Genomic DNA, 20,881 nt, shown 5'->3' on the forward strand with positions numbered 1-20,881 from the left:
ACCCTCACGTTTAGACCCATGTCCACAGACACTCCCATAGGCCACGGCCTGAACCCCTCGCAGAAAGAGGCGGTGCTTTACCTGGACGGCCCTTGCCTGGTGCTGGCCGGCGCCGGCAGCGGCAAGACGCGCGTCATCACGCAGAAGATCGCCTATCTGCTGCGCGAGTGCGGTTATATGGGCCGCAATATCGTGGCGCTGACCTTCACCAACAAGGCCGCGCGCGAGATGGCCGAGCGGGTCAAGACCCTGGTCGACCGGCAGCTGGCCAAGGGGCTGACCATCAGCACCTTCCATGCCCTGGGCGTGCGCCTCTTGCGCGAGGAAGCCGCCCACGCCGGCCTGAAGCCGCAGTTCTCCATCCTGGACGCCGATGACGCGATGGCCATCATCCAGGATCTGCTGGCGACCACCGACCGGGGGCGGCTGCGTGAAGTGCAGTCCATTATTTCGCTCTGGAAGAACGGCCTGCTGGAGCCGGACGATGCGGCCAAGGTGGCGGTCACGCCGGGCGAGGTGGAGGCCGTGGCCGTGTACCGCAGCTATGCGGCGACGCTGGCCGCCTACCAGGCGGTCGATTTCGACGATCTGATCCGCATCCCGGCCCAGCTGCTGGCAAACAACGAGGAGGTGCGCACCCGCTGGCAGAACCGCGTGCGCTACCTGCTGGTCGATGAGTACCAGGACACCAATGTGTGCCAGTACCGCCTGGTGCAGCTGCTGACCGGCATGCGTTCGCTGTTTACCGCCGTGGGCGACGATGACCAGGCCATTTATGCCTGGCGCGGCGCGACCATCGAGAACCTGGCCAAGCTCACCACCGACTATCCCAATCTCAAGCTCATCAAGCTGGAGCAGAACTACCGATCGGTGCAGCGCATCCTGGCCGCGGCCAACAATGTGATCGCGCGCAATCCCAAGCTGTTCGAGAAAAAGCTCTGGTCGGATCTCGGCGCGGGCGAGCCCATCACGGTCAGCCCCATGGACGGCGACGAGCATGAGGCCGAATCGGTGGCCATGAAGCTGTCGGCCTCGCGCTTTGAGCGCCAGGCGCAATGGAAGGACTTCGCCGTCCTGTATCGCAGCAACCATCAGTCGCGCGTGCTGGAGCAGGCGCTGCGCAATCTCAAGATCCCGTACACCATCTCGGGCGGGCAGAGCTTTTTCGACAAGGCCGAGGTGCGCGACATCCTGGCCTATCTGCGCCTGATCGCCAACGACGAAGACGATCCGGCCTTTATCCGCGCGGCCACCACGCCCAAGCGCGGCATCGGCCAGGCCACCTTGCAGACCTTGGGCCAATATGCCGCCCAGCGCGCCATTTCGCTGCTGGAAGCCTCGGCCGAAGAAGGGCTGGAGGCTTTGCTGCAGCCGCGCCAGCTTGAGCCGCTGCGCACCTTCGGCGAGTTCATCCGCCGTATCCAGTGGCGCGCCGGGCGCGGCGCCGACGGCGCGACCACGCGCGCGGCCGAACCGGCCGGCCCCCTGCTGGACGACCTGCTCTCGGCCATCCAGTATGAGCGCCATCTCTTCGACACATTGGAAGAGCGCCCGGCTCAGACGCGCTGGCAGAACGTGATGGAGCTGGTTTCCTGGCTCAAGCGCAAGGCCGACGAAGACGGCATGACCTTGTTCGAACTGGTGCAGCATGTGGCGCTGGTCACCATGCTGGAGCGCGGCGAGGACGAGGAGCCCGATGCGGTCAAGCTCTCCACCCTGCATGCGTCCAAGGGGCTGGAATATCCCCATGTCTACCTGGTCGGAGTCGAGGAGGGCCTGCTGCCGCACGTTGGCCGGGACGAAGAAGACACCGATCCCGACAATGCGGCCAACAATCTTGCCACCCGCATCCAGGAAGAGCGCCGCCTGATGTACGTGGGGATCACCCGAGCCCAGCGCAGCCTGCACCTAAGCTGGTGCCGCAAACGCCGCCGCGCGCGCGAGGACCGCGTCTGCGAACCCTCGCGCTTCATCGAAGAAATGGGCCTGGCCCAACCCGGCATCACCGAAGACCCCGCCACCGCCGCCATGAGCCCCAAAGAGCGGCTGGGGATGTTGAAGGCGTTGTTGAACAAATAACCCTTCTGGTGTCAGACACCCGCTGAATCCACTTTGCCGCCTGGCGTCTGACACCGGCCGAACTACACCAAATCCCGCAGCAACAAATGCCAGAACTTGGCGCGCATATCCAGCGTCGAGATCTGGATGTATTCGTGCAGGGTGTGGGCGCCGTCGCCGTCGGCGCCCAGGCCGTCGAGGGTGGGCACGCCCAGCGCGGAAGTGAAGTTGGCGTCGCTGCCGCCTCCGGTCATGGGGGCGTCTTCGAGCGGGAAGCCGGCCTGGCTGGCATAGCCCTGGGCCAGTTCGAGCAGCGCGGCCGATTCGGCCGTCTTGACCATGGGCGGGCGGTTCAATTCGACGTCGATGTCCAGTTCGACATCCGGGCCGACGGCGCACAGCTGGCGCATGCGGCGCAGCACGTCCTCGGCCGCGCCCATGTCGGGCACGCGGAAGTCCACCACGCAGCGGCATTGCGCCGGCACCGTGTTGGTGACGGTGCCGCCGGCGATGGTGCCGACGCTGACGGTCACGCCGCGCGCGTAATCGGTCATGTTTTCGAGCGCGAGGACCTGGTGCGCCATTTCGCGGATGGCGCTGCGGCCTTTTTCGTGCGCCATGCCGGCATGGGCCGGGCGGCCCTTGACGCCCAGGCGCAGCATGCCGGTGCCCTTGCGGGCCGTCACGCATTTGCCGCCATTGGGGCGCGCCGGTTCACAGACCAGGCCGTACTTGGCCTGCTTGGCCAGGTGTTCGATGTGTTCGCGCGAGGCGTGGCTGCCGGTTTCTTCGTCGGGCACCATCAGGAAGTCGATGGGCAGGCGGGTGGCGCCGGGCGCGGCCAGGCCGGTCAGGCCCGCCAGCGCCAGCACGATGCCGGCCTTCATGTCGTAGCTGCCCGGTCCGTAGAGGCGGTCGCCTTCGATGCGGCAGGGGTTTTCGCCCAGCGTGCCCACGGGGTGCACGGTGTCGATGTGGCCGATGATGAGGATGCCGGGGCGGGTGTCGCCCGGCGCGCGCGTGGTGGCATAGACCATGGGGCCGATGTCGGCGCCCAGCGGCGTGAGTTCGACGCGCATGCCGAGGGCGCGGGCGCGTTCGGCGGCCAGCTGGGCCATGGCGGTGATGCCTTCGGCATAGTGGGAAGGCGATTCGCACTGCACCCAGGTCTGGATTTCGGCGACGAGTGCTTGGGTATCGGGGAGCGTGGTCATGGTGTCGGTCAGGCGGTGTGGTTGCCGGCCAGGGCGGCCAGCGTGGCGGCGTCGGGCATGCTGCCGTCGAACCACAGATGCGCGGCCACGGCGGACATGGCGCGTCCATCATGGCCGATTCCGGGCACGGTCTGCAAGCGCCAGCCGAAGGGCAGGCCGCGGCGTTCGGCTTCCTTTTGGCCCGCCTCGAAGTAATGCCGGGCGCGCGCGTAGCGGTGCGGCCCCTGGCGCAAGGCTTCGGGCTGGCTGGGCAGGTTGGGGTCGTCGGTGGCGGTGTCCTGGTCGCCGGCCAGGATGATTATGGGATAGGCCAAGAGCCGAGCCAGGTGCTGTTCGGTCAGGCCGACGCCGCCCATCCCTTCGGGGTAGGGCAGGTCCAGCGTGGGCAGGGTGTACCAGCCGGGATTGCCGGCGATGACGCCCGCATAGGCGTCGGAGGGCTGGCTGCTCATCAGGCGATGCACGAACTGGCCGCCGGCCGAATGGCCGAACAGGTAGACCGGTTTGCAGGCCGAGATCTCGGAGGCGGCCAGGTCCTTGAGCACGCGGCCCACCAGGGCATAGGTCCAGCCGTCGATGTGGCGCGGATTGCCCGAGGCGGTGAAGACGCGGCCGTTGTTATAGCTCTCGACGCCGGGCCAGATGTCATTGGAGAAGGTCGGCGCGATGATGAGCAGGCGATGCTTGTCGGCCGCGGGGATCCAGAAGTCGCGATAGTCGTCGCCGTTGCGCAGCACGCCATGCTGGACGATGACCACCGGGTCTTGCGGCGTGTAGCCGTAGGGCCGGTAGGTGTTCAGCGTGAAGGGGCGGTCGGCGTTGCGGTCATCGTCGACATAGGGAAAGCTGTTGCGCCCGGCATGGCCCAGTTCGACGGCCATGCGTTCGGCGTTGCTCAGTTCGGAGGGTTTCATGGTCAGGCGGCGTTGTCGTTGAGATGGCAGGCCGAGATATGGCCCGGCGCGATGGTCTTGAGCTCGGGGGCCTCTTCCTTGCAGCGCGGCATGGCATGCGGGCAGCGCGGGTGGAAGGTACAGCCGGAGGGCGGGTTCAGCGGCGAGGGGATCTCGCCGCGGATGGGCGTGAATTTGCGGCCGCGCCGCTCCACATCGGGAACCTCGGCCATGAGGGCCTGGGTATAGGGATGGTTGGGATGGGCGAAGATCTCCGAGGCCTTGGCCTGCTCGACGATCTTGCCCAGGTACATGATGGCCACGCGGTCGGAGATGTGCCGCACCACGCCCAGGTCATGGCTGATGAACAGATAGGTGAAGCCGTGCTGTTCGCGCAGGTCCATGAAGAGGTTGATGACCTGCGCCTGGATGGAGACGTCCAGCGCGGCCACGGGCTCGTCGCAGACCAGGAATTTGGGCGCGACCAGCAGGGCGCGCGCGATGCCGATGCGCTGGCGCTGGCCGCCGGAAATCTGATGCGGGAAGCGGTCGCGGTACTCGCGGTCCAGGCCCACTTCGGCCAGGGCGCGGTCCACGCGCGCGGGGATTTCCGCGGCGGGCGCGAGCTTGTGCACCTTCAGCGCTTCGCCCAGGATCTGGCGCAGGCGCTGGCGCGGATTGAGCGAAGCCTGCGGATCCTGGAAGATCATCTGCACGCCCAGCGTATAGGCCAGCTTGTCGGCGCCCTGCAGGCCGCCGACCTCGCGGCCCTGGTAATAGAGTTCGCCCGAGCTCTGGCGGTGCAGGCCGGCCACCACGCGGCCCAGCGTGGACTTGCCGCAGCCGGATTCGCCCACCAGGCCCACGACTTCGCCGCGCGCCACGGACAGCGACACGCCATTGACGGCGTGCACGGTGCGCCGGTCCATGGGCCGGCCAGCCAGGGAAAGGATGCGTTGCGCGAGGTCGGGGTGGCTTTCAAAGCGCTTGTGGACGTCGCGCAGTTCGATAACGGGGGTGTCGGCTTGGGTCATGCGGCCTCGCGGGCAATCGGCACATAGCAGCGGAAGCTGCGCGGCCCTTCATGGGTGGCGGCGGGAGGCTGCTCGGTGCAGCGGGGGATCACATTCGGGCAGCGGGGGCGGAAGGCGCAGCCCGAGGGGCGCGCCGACAGGCTGGGCGCCATGCCATTGATTTGGTGCAAACGGCTGCCTGGCTGGGTCCGCGCCGGCATGGAGTCCAGGAGGCCGCGCGTGTAAGGGTGGCGCGGCGCGTCCAGCACTTCATTGACCGGGCCGGACTCGACGATGCGGCCGGCATACATGACGGCCACCTTGTCGGCCAGTTCGGCCACCACGCCCAGGTCGTGCGTGATCCAGATCAGCGCGGTCTGATGTTCGCGGCAGATCTCCTGCATGCGGTAGAGGATCTGGCCCTGGATGGTCACATCCAGCGCCGTGGTCGGTTCGTCGCAGATGATGAGGTCGGGCCGGTTGAGCATGGCGATGGCGATGGCCACGCGCTGGCGCATGCCGCCGGAGAACTCGTGCGGATAGGCGTTCAGGCGTTTTTCGGGCGATGGGATGCCCACCATGGCGAGCGCTTCGCGGCAACGCTCCAGCGCCTGCTGTCGGGGCATGTTTTCATGCGTGAGGATGGCCTCCAGCATCTGCTCGCCGACCTTGAGCACCGGATTCAGCGTCATCAGCGGATCCTGGAAGATCATGGCGATGCGGTTGCCGCGCAGCTGGCGCATCTGTTCTTCGTTCAGTTTGCGCAGATCCTTGCCCTTGAAGCGGATCTCGCCTTCGACGACTTCGCCGGGCGGATCGATCAGTCCCAGCAGGGAGAAGCCGGTGACCGATTTGCCCGAGCCGGATTCGCCCACCAGGCCGACGATCTCGCCGCGCTTGACGGTGAGGTCCACGCCGTCGACGGCCGGCCAGGCGCCGGCCTCGGTATGAAAAGCGGTGCGCAGTCCGCGCACTTCGAGAAGCGTGTCGTTCATGCTCGTCGCGGGTCCAGGCTTTCGCGCAGGCGGTCGCCCACGATATTGATGGTCAGGATGAGGATCAGCAGGGCCAGGCCCGGGAAGAGGCTGATCCAGTAATCGCCCGAGAGCAGGTACTGGAAACCGTTGGCGATCAGCAGACCCAGCGAAGGCTCGGTCACCGGCACGCCCACGCCCAGGAAGGACAGCGTGGCTTCCAGCACGATGGCGTTGGCGATCTGGATGGTGGCGAACACCATCACCGGCCCCAGGCAGTTGGGCAGCAGGTGGAACAGCATGATGCGCCAGGCCGGAAAGCCCAGGTTGGCGGCCGCCTCCACGTATTCCTTGCGCCGCTCCTGCAGCGCGCGGCCGCGCATGATGCGCGCATAGTGCGCCCATTGCACGATGACCAGCGCCAGGATCACCTTGTCCACGCCGCGGCCCATCATGGCCAGCAGCACCAGGGCCACCAGAATGGTCGGAAAGCCCAGGATGAAGTCCACCACGCGCATCAGGATGGCGTCGATGATGCCGCCGGTATAGGCGGCCACCAGGCCCACCAGGCTGCCGATGGCCGTGGCCAGCACGACGGCGGTCAGGCCGACGAAGAGGCTGATGCGCAGGCCGTACAGGATGGCGCTGAGCATGTCGCGCCCCTGGTCATCGGTGCCCAGCCAGTAAAAGCCGCCGTCCATCATGGGCGAGCGCGGCGGCAGCCGGCCGTCCAGCAGGTTGAGGCTGGCCAGGTCGTAGGGGTTTTGCGGCGCGAAGAATGGCGCCAGCAGCACGAAGGCGATGAGGATGAACAGGGCGAGCGCCGAGCCGCGCAGGGTCGGGCGGCTGCGCAGCTTTTTCAGGATCTGGGCGCGGCGCGGGGTATCGGCCAGGGGAGCCACCGTGCGCGTGCGGCCATTGCTGGAGGAAGTTGCCATGGCGGACCTTATTGAGCGGGAGCGACCAGCTGCACGCGCGGATCGAGCGCGGCGTACAGGATGTCGACGACGAGATTGATGATGACGAAGATCAGCGTGACCAGCATCACATAGGCCACCACGACGGGGCGGTCCAGGTGGTAGACGCTATCGATCAGCAGCTTGCCCATGCCCGGCCAGGCGAACACGGTCTCGGTGATGGTGGAGTAGGCGATCAGGTGGCCGAACTCCATGCCGATCACCGTCACCACGGGGATGAGGATGTTGCGCAGGATGTGGCGGCGCACGATGCGGCCGGGCTTGACGCCCTTGGCCCGCGCGAACTTCACATACTCCTGCGATTGGGCCTCGACCACGCCGCTGGCCGTCAGGCGCAGCACCAGCGCGATATTGGCCAGGCCCAGGTTGATGGCGGGCATGATCACATGCGACCAGCCCTCGGCCGTGAAGATGGAAAAGGGCACGCCCAGCACATTGACCGTGGGGCCGCGTCCGGAGGCCGGCAGCCAGCCCAGCCAGACCGAGAACAGCAGGATGAGCATCATGCCCTGCCAGAAGTTGGGCAGGGAAAAGCCCAGCACCGAGGTGGCCATGATGCCGCGGCCCAACGGCTCGTCGCGGTACAGGCCCGCGACCAGGCCCAGCGGGATGCCGACCACACAGGTCAGCGTGATGGCCACCAGCACCAGCTCGAAGGTGGCGGGGATGCGCTGCACGATGAGCTCGAGGGCGGGGATGCCGTGCACGAAGGAGGTGCCCAGGTCGCCGTGCAGGGCGCGCCACAGGAAGTTCGCATACTGCTGCCAGACCGGCAGGTCCAGGCCCAGGCGCGTGATCATCGCCTGGCGCGCTTCCATGCTGGCTTCGGGGCTGACCAGCAGTTCGATCGGGTCGCCCACGGCGTAGACCGCCAGGAAGACGACGAGCGATACCGCCAGCAGGACAAACAGGCTCTGGATCAGCCTGCGGAGGATAAACAAGGCCACGTTTCGATTTCCTTGGTGGTCTCAATGAAAAGATGCGCCCGGATGGGGCGATCGCAAGCCCGGTTTCAGGCCAGGGGCTGGGCCAGCCGCACAACAGTCACCCCTGGCCGCAGATTGGCCAGCGAGGGCATGATGAGCACGCAGTTGTCATAAGGCGTGGTCACCGGCTCGCCCTCGGACCAGCCGATCACGGTGCCGGCCTGGGGCAGTTTCTCCAGGCCTTTCCAGGCCTGGGCGAAACGGAAGTCGTTACTGCGCGCGGTGACCGCCTCGGTCACGCGCAGGGCCTGCGGCGCGCTGGCGGCCGGGCGCAGCCATTTGGCCGGGACGTCCGCCGCCTCCACGATTTCGGAGGCCAGCAGAAAGCGCGCCATGATGTCCAGGGCCACGGCCGCGCTGGCGGTCGCGCCATGGAAACCGCATTCGATGAGCAGCGACCGGGTCTGCGGATCGCCGTCGGGGGCGAAGCGGCCGTAGTCGCGCAGCCGCACGCCGGCCGCGTGCCCCGCGTCGGACACGATATAGGCGGGGTTGCCCAGCGCGCGGGCCAGCGCGATATTGCGCGGCGCCAGGCCGCTCAGTTGCAGCGGTTCGTCGGCATTGCTCATGGAATGGAAGTCCAGCAGCCAGTCGGCCCGCTCCACCCAGGGCAGCAGTTCGCGCGCGCGGCGGCGCTCCTGGCTGTCCCCCTCGGCCAGCTTGTCCGCGCTCCAGACGCGGTTCATGTCCTCGTCCACGAAGCGCGAGCGGGCATGGTCGGCCGGATCGAAGCGGTCGAAGGCCGCCAGATTACAGAAGGCCAGGGTGAGGCTGCCGCGCCGCGGCGCCAGGCCGCTGGCCAGCAGCGTCTTCAAGGCCCAGGCGCCGCACAGCTCATTGCCGTGGATCAAGGCGGTGAGCAGAACCCGCCTGCCCGGCTGGCCTGAGTCGAAGTGCCAGACGCCTGGCGTGCCGGTGTTGCCGGCGCGCTCGCCGTCCAGGTCAGGTCGGGCGAGATCAAAGGGTCGGGTAGGAAGCAGGGACATGGCAACTCCGGAACGCGGGGCAGATTGTATAGGGGTTACAAATCTGTCCTTCCAGAAAGGAATAAGGGCGCCGCCTGCGGCGACGCCCTCGGGTGGGTCAGCGTCCCTCGCGGGGATACCGTACCCGGATCATGACAGTCTACTTCTTGTCGGCCGGCTTGACCGACATGGCCAGCGTGTACTGGTCGCGGCGGCCTTCGTAGACCAGGCCCTTGCGGAAGGCCCAGATGCTGCTTTCGAAGTGCAGCGGGATGAGCGGCACGTTGTCCAGGGCGATCTGCGTGGATTGCTGCAGCAGCTTTTCGCGCTTGGCCGGATCGACCGTCACGATGGCCTGCAGGTAGACCTTGTCGAAGTCGGCGTTGGAGAAGCCGCCGTAATTGCTGGTGCCCAGGCTCTTGGGCGAGTCCAGCGAGGCGACCCACAGCTGGAACAGGCCCGAGGCCTCGCCGACTTCGGAGGGCCAGCCGCCGATCGAGAAGCTGAACTCGCGCTTGGCGCGCTTGGGGAAGTAGATCGAGGCCGTGATGGCGTCGACATTGGCCTTGATGCCCACGCGCGACAGATACTGGGCCACGGCCTGCGCGATCTGGCCGTCATTGACGTAGCGGTCGTTGGTGGTCGAGATGGTCATCTCGAAGCCGTTGGGATAGCCGGCCTCGGCCAGCAGCTTCTTGGCCGCTTCGGGGTCGTATTTGATCTCGGGAGCATTGGGCACGCCGCCGAACATGCCGTCGGGCATGTATTGGTAGGCCGGAGTGGCCAGGCCGTCCATGATGCGGGCCACGATGGTCTTGCGGTCGATGGCCATGGAGATGGCGCGGCGCACGCGCAGGTCCTGCAGCGGGTTCTTGCCGTCGGCGGCCTTGACGAAGGGGCTGGTGCTGCGGCCCACGTCCGGCTGGAAGAAGATCAGTCGCGTGGAGGGCGTGGCGACATAGCCGTACTGCGCATTGCTCTTGATGCGCTGCAGGTCGCGCGCCGCGGGGTTCTCGATGACATCGAAGTCGCCCGAGAGCAGGCCGGTCAGGCGCGGGCCGGCATTGGGCACCGGCACGAACTTCACTTCCTTCCAGGCCGGCTTTTCGCCCCAGTAATTGTCATTGCGCGTCAGCTCGATGCCCGTGCCCTTGACATAGGACTTCAACAGATAGGGGCCGGTGCCGATGGCGTCCTTGCCATTGTTGAAATCCGCCACGGTGGGCCACTTGCCGGTCACGCCGCAGCCCGCCTTGGGGTTGAAGCTGAGTTTGCCGTGCTCGACGATGCCGTTCCAGATGATGGGCAGGCTGCGCGCCAGTTCGGCCGGCAGCAGGGGCAGCGGCTCGGCGGTCTTGATGACCACGGTGTGCGCATCCGGCGTCTGCACGTCGGCGATGCGCTTGGTCATGTCCATGTACGACTGCGAGATATTGGTCTCGTTATTCAGCGTACGGCAGATGGTGAACAGCACGTCCTCGGAGGTGAAGGGCTTGCCGTTGGAGAACTTGACGTCGTCGCGCAGCTTGAATTCCCAGGTCAGGTCGTCCAGGTTCTTCCAGGACGTGGCCAGCGCGGGCTTGAGCTTCATGTTGGCATCGCGGCCCACCAGCGAATCGTAGACATGAGCCGAGAAGGCGTCATTCTGCGTCTGCTTGTGATAGTGGGGATCGGCGGAGGTCGGCTCCGACGACAGGGCGATTTTCAGCGTCTGGGCCAGTGCGGCGCCGCCAGGGGCGGCCAGCAGGCCCGCCGTCAGGGCGGTCGCGAGGAGGCGAGACTTCATGTTGACAACTCCGGGTATACAAGGCCGCGATTATTGATAGTCGCTACCGGCATTGTCAACGTTCGGTCCTACGCGACCGCGGGCCGGGCAGGCGATTTGCTGCGATGCAGCAAATCATTTGCATGGGGGAAGCGCCGGGGCCATTGCCGGCCGGGGCGGCCGCCGCGCCACGTCCGCGCGGGGCGTTGGGGGCGATGGAAGAAAAGCATCGCGCCCGCCTTGCAGGCCGGGCGCGACGCGGACGGCGCCGGAGGAGAGGGAGGGGGGAGACCGGCGCCGTCAGGGGACGGCACGGCCCATTCGGGCGCCGTGCCGCTTCACGCACTTACCACTGCGAACCGGTGTAGTTGGCGCTTTGGGCGCGGGCGCGGTTCATGGATTCGTTGACTTCGTCCACGAAGGAGAAGAAGCCGGCGACGCCGCGGCCGATGCCGGCGGCCACGCGCTTGATGGCGGCAACGGGGTGCGGGGTGGATTGTTCTTCCATAGCGCCGCGCAGCAGATCACGCTCCAGCGAATCGGTCATGCGGGCGTTTTGATTCAGGGTCAGGTCGCTCATGGTGTCCTCCAATCGTCTTTCTTGACTAGGTGAAAACCATTATAGGGATAACCCTAGGTGCAATGCAACAAAAACCTAGGGGAAACCCTAGGTATGTTGTAAACAAACCTGTCCGGACCGAAATGTCCGGCGAATCAGGGGCTTGCAAGCCGCCCGTTGCGGATGGCCCGGGCGGCGTCAGCCAGTTCGCCCGCGGTCAGGCCGATGGGGCCGATCCCCTGGGCGACCAGGGCGTCGGCGGCCGCGCCATGCAGCCAGACGGCGGCGGCGACGGCCTGCTCGGGCGGCAGCGCCTGGGCCAGCAGCGCGCCCAGCATGCCGGCCAGGACGTCGCCCGTGCCGGCGCTGGCCAGGCCGGGGTTGCCCGTGGGATTGCGCCGGCAGGCGCCATCCGGGGCGCAGACCAGGCTGCCCGCGCCCTTGAGCACGACCCAGGCCCCGTAGCGCCGCGCCAGCTCGCGCGCGGCGGCGGGGCGGTCGTCCTGCACCTGGGCGGTGTCGCGGCCCAGCAAGCGGGCGGCCTCGGCCGGGTGCGGCGTCAGCACCACCGTGCCCTGCCCCCAGCTGGGCCGGATGCCGCCGCTGGCCAGCAGGTTCAGTCCATCGGCATCCAGCACCAGCGGCGCGTTGCGGCGCCGCTGGAAGAGTTCGGACAACGCATTGGCGGCCAGCGCCGAGACGCCGATGCCGCAGCCGGCCGTCCAGGCCGACAGGGCCGGGCCGAGGGACAGCAGATCGTGCGCTTCGCGCACCATGAGTTCGGGCTGCTGTGGATCGCAGGCCAACGGGCAGGGATGCTGGGCCAGCCCGACCAGGACCTTGCCGGCGCCCAGCTTGAGCGCGGCGCGCGCGGCCAGCAGGGCCGCGCCCGTCATGCCCGGCCCGCCGCCCAGCACGCCCAGGCTGCCGAAGCTGCCCTTGTGGCTGTCGGCCGGCCGCGGCGAGAACAAGGCGGGAAACTGGCTGCGGTCGATGAGGTCGGGTGGCGAGGCGGGCATGGCGGTTCCTGGAAGACGGCTTTCCACTATAGTGCCCAAAAACCGCGCGCATTGCCGCGCCAACCGGAGACCATGATGAGCACCGACGCAACGCTCGCCCACTACGCAGGCTATCAATCCCTCAAGCTGCGCCGCCACCCCGAGGGCGTGCTGGAGCTGATCATGGGCGCCAAGGATGCCAGCGGCAAGCTCTCGACCGCCGATCACCGGCTGCATCGCGAGCTGGCCGATATCTGGCGCGACATCGATACCGATCCGGACACCCGCGTGGTGGTCATCCGGGGCGAGGGCAAGGGCTTTTCGGGCGGCGGCGACCTGGACCTGGTGCAACAGATGGCCGACGATTTCGAGGTCCGCGCGCGGGTCTGGCGCGAGGCGCGCGACCTGGTCTACAACATCATCAATTGCAACAAGCCGGTGGTGTCGGCCATGCATGGCGCGGCCGTGGGCGCCGGCCTGGTGGCGGGGCTGCTGGCCGACATCTCCATCGCCGCGCGCGACGCCCGCATCATCGATGGCCATACCCGCCTGGGCGTGGCCGCGGGCGACCATGCCGCCATCGTCTGGCCGCTGTTGTGCGGCATGGCCAAGGCCAAGTACTACCTGCTGCTATGCGAGACCGTCAGCGGCGAGGAGGCCGAGCGCATCGGGCTGGTGTCGCTGTGCGTGGACGAGCCGCAGCTGGTCGAGCGCGCCTTCGAGGTGGCCCGGCGCCTGGCGCGCGGGTCGCAGACAGCCATCCGCTGGACCAAGTACGCCCTGAACAACTGGCTGCGCCAGGCCGGGCCGAGTTTCGATACCTCGCTGGCGCTGGAGTTCATGGGCTTTGCCGGGCCGGACGTGCGCGAAGGCATACAGTCTTTGCGCGAACGCCGCGCGCCGGATTTCAATCCCGGCTCGCCTTTCTGATTCAGCCGGCCTTCGGTGCGAAGAAGCGGGCGAAGGCCGCCTGTGCCTCGGCGCTGGCCAGCCGCTGGCGGAATTGCTCGGCCTCGCGGTCCAGGGTGGCGTGCAGCGCGGGGCGCTGCGGCCCGCGCATGAGGGCCTTGGAGACGCGCAGGGCCTGGCGCGGCTGGGCCGCCAGGCGGGCGGCCGTGGCCTGGGCGCGGGCCAGGGCCTGGCCGGCGGCCGTGACGTCGCTGACCAGCCCGGCCTGGCGCGCGGCCTCGGCGCCGAAGGCATCGCCCAACAGCAGCCACTCGGCGGCGCGGCGCGCGCCGGCGATCCGGGCCAGCGCCTGGCTGGAGCCGCCCTCCGGGCACAGGCCCAGCGCCAGGAAGGGCATGCGCAGCGTGGCGTCCTGGCCGGCGTAGACAAAATCGCAGTGCTGCAGCAGCGTCACGCCGATGCCGATGGCATGACCCTCGACGGCGGCGAGCACCGGCGCATCGCAATCCAGCAGGGCGCGCAGGAAATGCAGGGCGGGGCTGTCGCCCGCCGGCCGCTCGGCCTGGAAATCGCGCAAATCATTGCCGGCCGTGAAATGGCCGCCCGCGCCGGCAAGCACCACGGCGCCTACGTCGAGATCGTCCTGCGCGGCGCGCAGGGCCTGGGCCAGGGCGAGATAGCTGGCCGTATCCAGCGCATTGCGGCGCTCGGGCCGGTTCAGGGTCAGCGTGAGGATGCCATCCTGGCGGGTGGCCAGCACCGGGCCGCTCATGCGAAGGTCCTGCCGGCCAGGCGCGCCTGCGCGGCGTCGAATTCGCCGCGCAGCTGGGCCACGATCTCGGCGGCCGGCTGCACGCCGGTGATGCTGCCCACGCCCTGGCCGGCGCCCCAGATGTCTTTCCAGGGTTTGGCGCGCGTGGTGCCGAAGTTGGAGGCGTCCGGCGCGGGCAGATTGGCCGGGTCCAGGCCGGCGTTGACGATGCTGGCCTTCAGGTAGTTGCCCGGGATGCCGGTAAAGAAAGGCGTATAGAGAATGTCATTGGCGCTGGCCTGCACCAGGGCTTGTTTATAGCCTTCGCTGGCATTGGCTTCGCGGCTGGCGATAAAGCGCGTGCCCATATAGGCGAAGTCCGCGCCCATGGCCAACGCGGCCAGCACGCCCGCGCCGTTGGCGATGGCCCCGGACAGCACGATGGGGCCATCGTAGAAACGCCTTACCTCGGCCAGCAGGGCGAAGGGGCTGAGCGTGCCGGCGTGGCCGCCCGCGCCGGCGGCCACCAGGATGAGGCCGTCGACGCCGGCCTCCAGGGCTTTCTCGGCGTGGCGAATCGTGGTGACGTCATGAAAGACCTTGCCGCCCCAGGCATGGATGCCGGCCACCACGTCGCCGGGGGCGCGCAGGCTGGTGATGATGTAGGGCACGCGGTGGCGGGCGCACTCGGCCAGGTCCTGCTCCAGGCGGTCATTGGACTGATGGATGATCTGGTTGACGGCATAGGGGGCGACACGGGCTTGCGGATGGGCCTGGCGGTGGGCGGCCAGGCCGGCCTCGACCTCGGCCAGCCAATCGGCCAGCAGGCTCTGGGGCCGCGCGTTGAGCGCCGGAAACGCGCCCATCACGCCGCTGGCGCATTGGGCCAGCACGAGGGCCGGGTTGGACACGATGAACATGGGCGAGCAGATGACGGGCAGATGCATCTGGCCATACAGATCGGCGACCACGGGATGGGGCGCGGCGGTGTCTCGGGCGTTCATAAGGGTTTCCGATGATATTGAGCGTTGAGAAAGCCGTGTCTATAATTACCTACCGGTCGTCCGGTAATTAATTGAATTCATTTAACGGCATGCGGTAAATCGCTGTCAATGCAGGTTCTCCAGTAAACACGCCCCGCCTGTCTGTCGCCATGTCTGTTTCTCCTCCGCCGGCCCGCCGCGCCGGCCGTCCGCCGACCCTGGCCGCCCCGCGCGAGCGCATCCTCGAGGCCGCCTCCGCCCTGTTTGCGCGCAGCGGCTATGAAGGCAGCTCGATCGCCGACCTGGCGGCCTCCATCGGCGTGTCCAAGGCGGCCATCTATCACTATTACCCCACCAAGCAGGACATCTACGACGCCATCATTCTCGAGGTGCTCGGCGGCCTGCTGGCCGCGGTGACCCGCGCCTGCGACGCCGAGACCGGCGCCTATGCGCGGCTGCGCGCCTTCATGGTGGCGCATGCGGATTACTTCGAGGCGCACCACGAGCAGTTCGTCACCATGCTGATCGGGTATTCGGGCATGGCCCTGCCCGAGCAGGCCGACGCCGCGCGGCTGCGCGACCGCTACGAGGCCGTGCTGCGCGCCATCCTGGCCGAAGGCGTCGATGAAGGCGTGTTCCGCGCGCGCGAGGTTGCCGCCACCGGGCGCGCCGTGCTGTCCCTGCTCAACTGGATGGTGCGCTGGTACAAGCCCGGGCAGGGGCAGACCGCGCGCGTCATCGCGCAAGATTATTTTGACTTGATTACCGGCGGCCTTTGCCGCCCCGAGAACGAACCGAGGTAAACCCCATGGCACTGGACCAAGAAACCCTGACCCTGCTGCTGGACGCCGTGCGCCGCTTCGTGACCGAGCGCCTGGTGCCGGCCGAAGAAGCGCTGGCGCATACCGGCCAGATTCCCGACGACATCGTGAACGAAATGCGCGAGCTGGGTCTGTTCGGCCTGTCGATCTCGCCCGACCATGGCGGCCTGGGCCTGACCATGGAAGAAGAGGTCAAGGTGGTTTTCGAGCTGGGCCAGACCTCGCCGGCCTTCCGCTCGCTGGCCGGCACCAATATCGGTATTGGCTCGCAATCCATCGTGCTGGCGGGTTCCGAGGCGCAGCGCGCCAACTACCTGCCCCGCCTGGCCAGCGGCGAACTGATCGGCGCATTCGCCCTGACCGAGCCCGACGCGGGCTCCGACGCCATGGCCCTGCGCACCACGGCCACGCGCGATGGCGACCACTACATCCTGAACGGCACCAAGCGCTACATCACCAATGCGCCCATCGCCGGGCTGTTCTCCGTCATGGCGCGCACCGCGCCCGAGCGCCGCGCCGATTCCATCTCCTGCTTCCTGGTCGAGGCCGGCACGCCCGGCCTGACGCTGGGCAAGCCCGACAAGAAAATGGGCCAGGCCGGCGCGCTGACCTGCGATGTGGTCTTTGACAATTGCCGCGTGCCGGCCAGCGCCCTGCTGGGCGAGCAGGAGGGCACGGGTTTCCGCACCGCCATGCGCGTGCTGGACAAGGGCCGCCTGCATATCGCCGCGCTGTGCGTCGGCATCGCCGAGCGCCTGGTGCGCGACGCCGCCCGCTATGCGCTGGAGCGCCAGCAGTTCGGCAAGCCCATCGCCGAGTTCCAGCTGGTGCAGGCCATGCTGGCCGACAGCCAGGCCGAGCTGTACGCGGCGCGCTGCATGGTGCTGGATGCGGCCGCCAAGCGCGACCGGGGCGAAAACACCACCATGGAAGCGGCCTGCGCCAAGATGTTCTCCACCGAAATGGTCGGCCGGGTGGCCGACCGCGCGGTCCAGATCCATGGCGGCGCGGGCTATATGGCCGAGTACGCGGTCGAGCGCTTTTATCGCGACGTGCGCCTGTTCCGCATCTTCGAGGGCACGACCCAGATCCAGCAGCTGGTCATCGCGCGCGAGACCCTCAAGGCCTATGCCTGAGGCGGCGATCTTGTGCGCCCGCCGCACAAGATCGTGCACAAAACGGAAAACAACCCCGGGCGGCTGGGGCTAATATGCCAGCTTCCCGACGTCTTACTTCAAGCAAAACCATGTCGCAACGTACCGCTCCCCTGGCCGGCATCCGCGTGCTGGATCTCACCCGCGTGCTGGCCGGTCCCTGGTGCACCCAGAACCTGGCCGATCTCGGCGCCGAAGTGATCAAGATCGAGCGTCCGGGCGCAGGCGACGACACGCGCGCCTGGGGGCCGCCCTACCTGAAGAACGCCGCCGGCGAGAACACCAGCGAGGCGGCCTATTACCTGTCGGCCAACCGCAATAAGTTCTCGGTGGCGCTGGACATCGCCAGCCCGCGCGGCGCCGAGCTGGTGCGCGAACTGGCCAAGCAGTGCGACATCGTGGTGGAGAACTTCAAGGTCGGCGGCCTGCGCAAGTACGGGCTGGACTACGAGAGCCTGAAGGCCATCAATCCGCGCATCATCTATTGCTCCATCACCGGCTTTGGCCAGACCGGCCCCTACGCCAGCCGTCCGGGCTATGACTTCATGATCCAGGGCATGGGCGGCCTGATGAGCATCACCGGCGAGCGCGACGACCTGCCTGGCGGCGGCCCGCAGAAAGCCGGCGTGGCCGTGGCCGACCTGATGACCGGCATGTACTCCACCGTGGGCATCCTGGCGGCCATCATCGAGCGCGAGCGCAGCGGCCTGGGCCAGCATATCGACATGGCCTTGCTGGATTGCCAGGTGGCCATGCTGGCCAACCAGAACCTCAATTTCATGACCTCGGGCAAGGCGCCGCAGCGCGCGGGCAACGCCCACCAGAACCTGGTGCCCTACCAGGTCTTCGCCGCCGCCGACGGCCACCTCATCGTGGCCGTGGGCAACGACGGGCAGTTCCGCAACTACTGCCGCGTGGTCGGTCTGCCCGAGCTGGCCGACGATCCGCGCTATGCCACCAATCCGCAGCGCGTGCGCAACCGCGACACGCTGGTGCCGCTGCTGGCCGAACGCATGGCCACTGGCGCGCGCGACACCTGGCTGGCCGAGCTGGAGTCCGCCGGCGTGCCCGCCGGCCCCATCAATACGCTGGACCAGGTCTACCAAGACCCGCATGTGCTGGCGCGCGGCATGAAGCGCGAGCTGCCGCACGCCTTGGCCGGCACGGTGCCCGTCGCCGCCAGCCCGCTCAAGTTCTCGGAAACCCCGGTGGAATACCGCCGCCCCGCGCCCATGCTGGGCGAGCACACGCGGCAGATCCTGAGCGAACGCCTGGGCCTGTCCGATGAAGACATCCAGGCGCTGGCCCAGGGCGCGGCGGACTGACCACAATATCCAGAAAGCAGGAGAGACAGATGGCTGATATTCAGATCCTTGGCGTGGTGGGCGCCGGGGCCATGGGACGGGGCATTGCGCAGATCGCGGCCCAGGCGGGCATCACAGTCCGTTTGCATGACAACAATGCCGCCGCGGTGGCCGCCGCGCGCGACGCCCTGGCCCAGACCTGGGACAAGCTGGCTCAGAAAGGCAAGATGAGCGCCGAAGCCGTCAAGACGGCCGTGGAACACGTCCAGCCCGTCCAGGCCCTGTCCGAGCTGGCGGACTGCCAGCTCGTGGTCGAAGCCATCGTGGAGCGCCTGGACGTCAAGCGCGACCTGTTCTCGCAGCTGGAGTCCATCGTGGGGGCGGATTGCATCCTGGCTTCCAACACGTCTTCGCTGTCCATCACCGCGATCGCGGCGGCCTGCCAACGGCCCGAGCGCGTGGCGGGCTTTCATTTTTTCAATCCGGTGCCGCTCATGAAGGTGGTCGAGGTCATCGACGGCCTGCGCAGCGCGCCGGCCGTGGGCGATGCCCTGGCCGCCCTGGCGCGCCGCATGGGCCACACGCCCGTGCGCGCCAAGGATATGCCGGGCTTTATCGTCAATCACGCCGGCCGCGGCATGAACACCGAGGGCCTGCGCGCGGCCCAGGAAGCCGTGGCGCCGTTTGACCAGATCGACGCCATCATGCGCGAGCAGGCGGGCTTTCGCATGGGGCCCTTCGAGCTATTGGACCTGACCGGCCTGGATGTGTCGCATCCGGTGATGGAATCCATCTACAGCCAGTTCTTCGACGAACCGCGTTTCCGCCCTTCGCCCATCACGACGGTGCGCCTGGCCGGCGGCCTGCTGGGCCGCAAGGTCGGCGAAGGTTTCTACGTCTACAAGGATGGCCAGAAGCAAGTGCCGGCCGAGCCCGCCGTGCCGGCCCTGCCGCAGGCCCTGCGCGTCTGGGTCAGCCCGGCGCATGCCGACGGCCAGGCGCGCGCGCAGGCCTTGCTGCGCCAGCTGGGCGCCGAGGTGGTGCAGGCCGAAGCCGCGCCGGCCGATGCGCTGCTGGTCGTCACGCCCCTGGGCGAGGATGTGTCCAGCTGCGTGGCCGGCCAGGGCCTGGACGGCGCGCGCACGGTGGGCCTGGACGTGCTGCATGATTTCGCCGCCAGCCGCCGCCGCACCCTGATGACCTCGCCGGCGACCGCGGCGCGCTGGCGCGACGCCGCCCATGCCCTGTTCGCCAAGGACGGCGTGGCCGTCAGCGTCATCGAGGATTCGCCCGGCTTCATCGCCCAGCGCATCGTGGCGACCATCGTCAACATCGCCTGCGACATCGCCCAGCAGCAGATCGCCACGCCCGGCGACATCGACCAGGCCGTGAACCTCGGCCTGGGCTATCCCAAAGGCCCGCTGGCCATGGGCGATGCGCTGGGCGCGGCGCGCATGCTGGAGATCTTGCGCAATATGGAGCGGGTCACGGGCGATCCGCGCTACCGCCCCAGCCTGTGGCTGCAGCGCCGCGTGCAGCTCGGCCTGCCGCTGGCGCAAGCCTGATCGGTCCGTCCAAGGCAAAAAAATATCGGCCCCCGGGGGCCGATATTTTTTTGGGCCGTTCACGCGGTTGGCGTGCGAGGCCGCGGGGGATTATTTGGCCGCGTTGACCATGTACTCGACCGCGGCGCGGATATCCGCTTCCGAGGCCGTGGCCGCGCCGCCCTTGGGAGGCATCGCGCCCTTGCCGGTGAGCGCGACCTTGACCATGGTGTCGATGCCGGTGGCCACGTAAGGGGCCCAGGCGGCCTTGTCGCCGAACTTGGGCGCATTGGCCACGCCCGTGGCGTGGCAGGCAAAACAGGTGCTCTTGTAGAGCTTTTCGCCGGCCGGATTGACGGCGGCCGCCGGCGCGGGAGCCGCCGCGGCGGGGGCTGCAGCGACGGGCGCAGCAGCGGCGGGCGCAGCGGCAGCGGGCGCAGCGGCAGCGGGCGCGACAGCGGCAGGCGCGGCAGCGGCTTCTTCTTTCTTTTCTTCCTTGGGCTCGGCCGGCTCGGGCAGGTTGCCGCCCGACTTGTTGGCCATGTAGACCACGGCGCGCGCGACTTCGAAATCGCTCAAGGCCGGGTTGCCGCCCTTGGCCGGCATGCCGCCCTTGCCGTGCAGCGCCACGTTGAGCATGGCGTCAAAGCCGGCCTGTATGAAAGGCGCCCAGGCCGCGTTGTCGCCCACCTTGGGCGCGCCGGCCACGCCGGCGGTATGACAGGCCGTACAGACGGCGGCAAAGACCTGGTCGCCCGTCTTGTAGACGCGCGGCGCATTGGCGTCGACCAGCTGGAAACCGGCCACGGGCGCGATGCGCTTGTTGACGGCTTCTTCGGAGAGGGTATCGGAGCCTGCGCCAACCTTGGCGTCCGAGACGACCATGTTGACCAGCAGGATGATGATGAGGATGGGGACGACGAATGCCAGCACGACCGTGACGATCAACTGACGGGGCGTCTTGATGGGAGATGAATGTTCTTCGATGTGATCCTGCTCGTTGCTCATATCCT

General features: G+C 67.9%; 19 protein-coding genes. 6 read left to right on the forward strand and 13 right to left on the reverse strand.

All coding sequences use genetic code 11. The features are described 5' to 3' along the window. The first annotated feature begins 18 nt into the window (after window positions 1-18). The gene (locus tag L540_RS05945) at window positions 19-2,079 is read left to right on the forward strand and encodes a UvrD-helicase domain-containing protein (RefSeq protein ID WP_043210244.1); all 2,061 of its coding nucleotides are present in this window, start codon (window positions 19-21) and stop codon (window positions 2,077-2,079) included. Window positions 2,080-2,141: 62 nt separating this feature from the next. On the opposite strand, the gene L540_RS05950 is transcribed toward L540_RS05945, so the two are convergent. The 10 genes from L540_RS05950 to L540_RS05995 all read right to left on the reverse strand — a co-directional run bounded on the left by L540_RS05950 (window position 2,142) and on the right by L540_RS05995 (window position 12,423). Next, on the reverse strand, window positions 2,142-3,272 hold the full coding sequence (locus L540_RS05950; protein ID WP_043210241.1) for a M20 family metallopeptidase: 1,131 nt from the start codon (window positions 3,270-3,272) through the stop codon (window positions 2,142-2,144). Between the two features lie 8 nt (window positions 3,273-3,280). Next, window positions 3,281-4,186, reverse strand: a complete 906-nt coding sequence (locus tag L540_RS05955) for an alpha/beta hydrolase family protein (RefSeq protein WP_043210238.1) — start codon at window positions 4,184-4,186, stop codon at window positions 3,281-3,283. A 2-nt stretch (window positions 4,187-4,188) separates the two neighbouring features. After that, window positions 4,189-5,199, reverse strand: coding sequence for an ABC transporter ATP-binding protein (locus L540_RS05960; protein WP_043210235.1), 1,011 nt, complete (start codon window positions 5,197-5,199; stop codon window positions 4,189-4,191). After that, a complete protein-coding gene (locus L540_RS05965) occupies window positions 5,196-6,173 on the reverse strand; it encodes an ABC transporter ATP-binding protein (protein ID WP_043210234.1) in 978 nt (325 codons plus the stop codon). The genes L540_RS05960 and L540_RS05965 overlap by 4 nt, the downstream gene beginning before the upstream one ends. Beyond that, a complete protein-coding gene (locus L540_RS05970) occupies window positions 6,170-7,090 on the reverse strand; it encodes an ABC transporter permease (RefSeq protein ID WP_043210231.1) in 921 nt (306 codons plus the stop codon). The genes L540_RS05965 and L540_RS05970 overlap by 4 nt, the downstream gene beginning before the upstream one ends. An 8-nt stretch (window positions 7,091-7,098) precedes the next feature. Then, entirely contained in the window at window positions 7,099-8,076 is a 978-nt protein-coding gene (locus tag L540_RS05975; protein ID WP_043210230.1) for an ABC transporter permease, read from the reverse strand. Window positions 8,077-8,141: 65 nt separating this feature from the next. Further along, entirely contained in the window at window positions 8,142-9,101 is a 960-nt protein-coding gene (locus L540_RS05980) for a M14 family metallopeptidase (protein WP_043210227.1), read from the reverse strand. A gap of 139 nt (window positions 9,102-9,240) precedes the next feature. Next, window positions 9,241-10,866 carry an ABC transporter substrate-binding protein gene (locus L540_RS05985; protein WP_048026080.1) on the reverse strand — a complete coding sequence of 542 codons (1,626 nt, stop codon included), beginning with the start codon at window positions 10,864-10,866 and terminating at the stop codon, window positions 9,241-9,243. 325 nt (window positions 10,867-11,191) lie between these two features. Beyond that, a complete protein-coding gene (locus tag L540_RS05990) occupies window positions 11,192-11,425 on the reverse strand; it encodes a hypothetical protein (RefSeq protein ID WP_043210225.1) in 234 nt (77 codons plus the stop codon). A gap of 134 nt (window positions 11,426-11,559) precedes the next feature. Continuing rightward, a complete protein-coding gene (locus L540_RS05995) occupies window positions 11,560-12,423 on the reverse strand; it encodes an NAD(P)H-hydrate dehydratase (RefSeq protein WP_043210222.1) in 864 nt (287 codons plus the stop codon). 75 nt (window positions 12,424-12,498) lie between these two features. Here L540_RS05995 and L540_RS06000 point away from each other — a divergent pair, with 75 nt between their 5' ends. After that, the gene (locus L540_RS06000) at window positions 12,499-13,332 is read left to right on the forward strand and encodes an enoyl-CoA hydratase/isomerase family protein (RefSeq protein WP_043210220.1); all 834 of its coding nucleotides are present in this window, start codon (window positions 12,499-12,501) and stop codon (window positions 13,330-13,332) included. 1 nt (window position 13,333) lies between these two features. Here the strand turns inward: L540_RS06000 and L540_RS06005 are convergent, their stop codons facing one another. After that, window positions 13,334-14,083 (reverse strand): enoyl-CoA hydratase-related protein, encoded by a 750-nt coding sequence (locus L540_RS06005; RefSeq protein WP_043210217.1) that lies wholly within the window; start codon window positions 14,081-14,083, stop codon window positions 13,334-13,336. Further along, complete coding sequence (locus L540_RS06010; RefSeq protein ID WP_043210215.1) at window positions 14,080-15,066, reverse strand: NAD(P)H-dependent flavin oxidoreductase; 987 nt, start codon at window positions 15,064-15,066, stop codon at window positions 14,080-14,082. Before L540_RS06010 ends, L540_RS06005 begins: the two co-directional genes overlap by 4 nt. 149 nt (window positions 15,067-15,215) lie before the next feature. On the opposite strand from L540_RS06010, the gene L540_RS06015 reads away from it, so the two are divergent. The 4 genes from L540_RS06015 to L540_RS06030 all read left to right on the forward strand — a co-directional run bounded on the left by L540_RS06015 (window position 15,216) and on the right by L540_RS06030 (window position 19,889). Then, window positions 15,216-15,848 (forward strand): TetR/AcrR family transcriptional regulator, encoded by a 633-nt coding sequence (locus L540_RS06015; protein WP_043210213.1) that lies wholly within the window; start codon window positions 15,216-15,218, stop codon window positions 15,846-15,848. 5 nt (window positions 15,849-15,853) lie between these two features. Further along, complete coding sequence (locus L540_RS06020) at window positions 15,854-17,002, forward strand: acyl-CoA dehydrogenase family protein (protein ID WP_043210210.1); 1,149 nt, start codon at window positions 15,854-15,856, stop codon at window positions 17,000-17,002. 110 nt (window positions 17,003-17,112) lie between these two features. Next, window positions 17,113-18,345, forward strand: a complete 1,233-nt coding sequence (locus tag L540_RS06025) for a CaiB/BaiF CoA transferase family protein (RefSeq protein WP_043210208.1) — start codon at window positions 17,113-17,115, stop codon at window positions 18,343-18,345. Window positions 18,346-18,374: 29 nt separating this feature from the next. Further along, on the forward strand, window positions 18,375-19,889 hold the full coding sequence (locus L540_RS06030) for a 3-hydroxyacyl-CoA dehydrogenase (protein ID WP_043210205.1): 1,515 nt from the start codon (window positions 18,375-18,377) through the stop codon (window positions 19,887-19,889). Window positions 19,890-19,979: 90 nt separating this feature from the next. Here L540_RS06030 and L540_RS06035 read toward each other — a convergent pair whose 3' ends face one another. After that, window positions 19,980-20,876: a c-type cytochrome gene (locus L540_RS06035; RefSeq protein WP_043210203.1), complete on the reverse strand. Its 897-nt coding sequence runs from the start codon at window positions 20,874-20,876 to the stop codon at window positions 19,980-19,982. Window positions 20,877-20,881: the final 5 nt, after the last annotated feature.

This window comes from Bordetella pseudohinzii, from assembly GCF_000657795.2.
Lineage (GTDB): Bacteria > Pseudomonadota > Gammaproteobacteria > Burkholderiales > Burkholderiaceae_B > Bordetella > Bordetella pseudohinzii.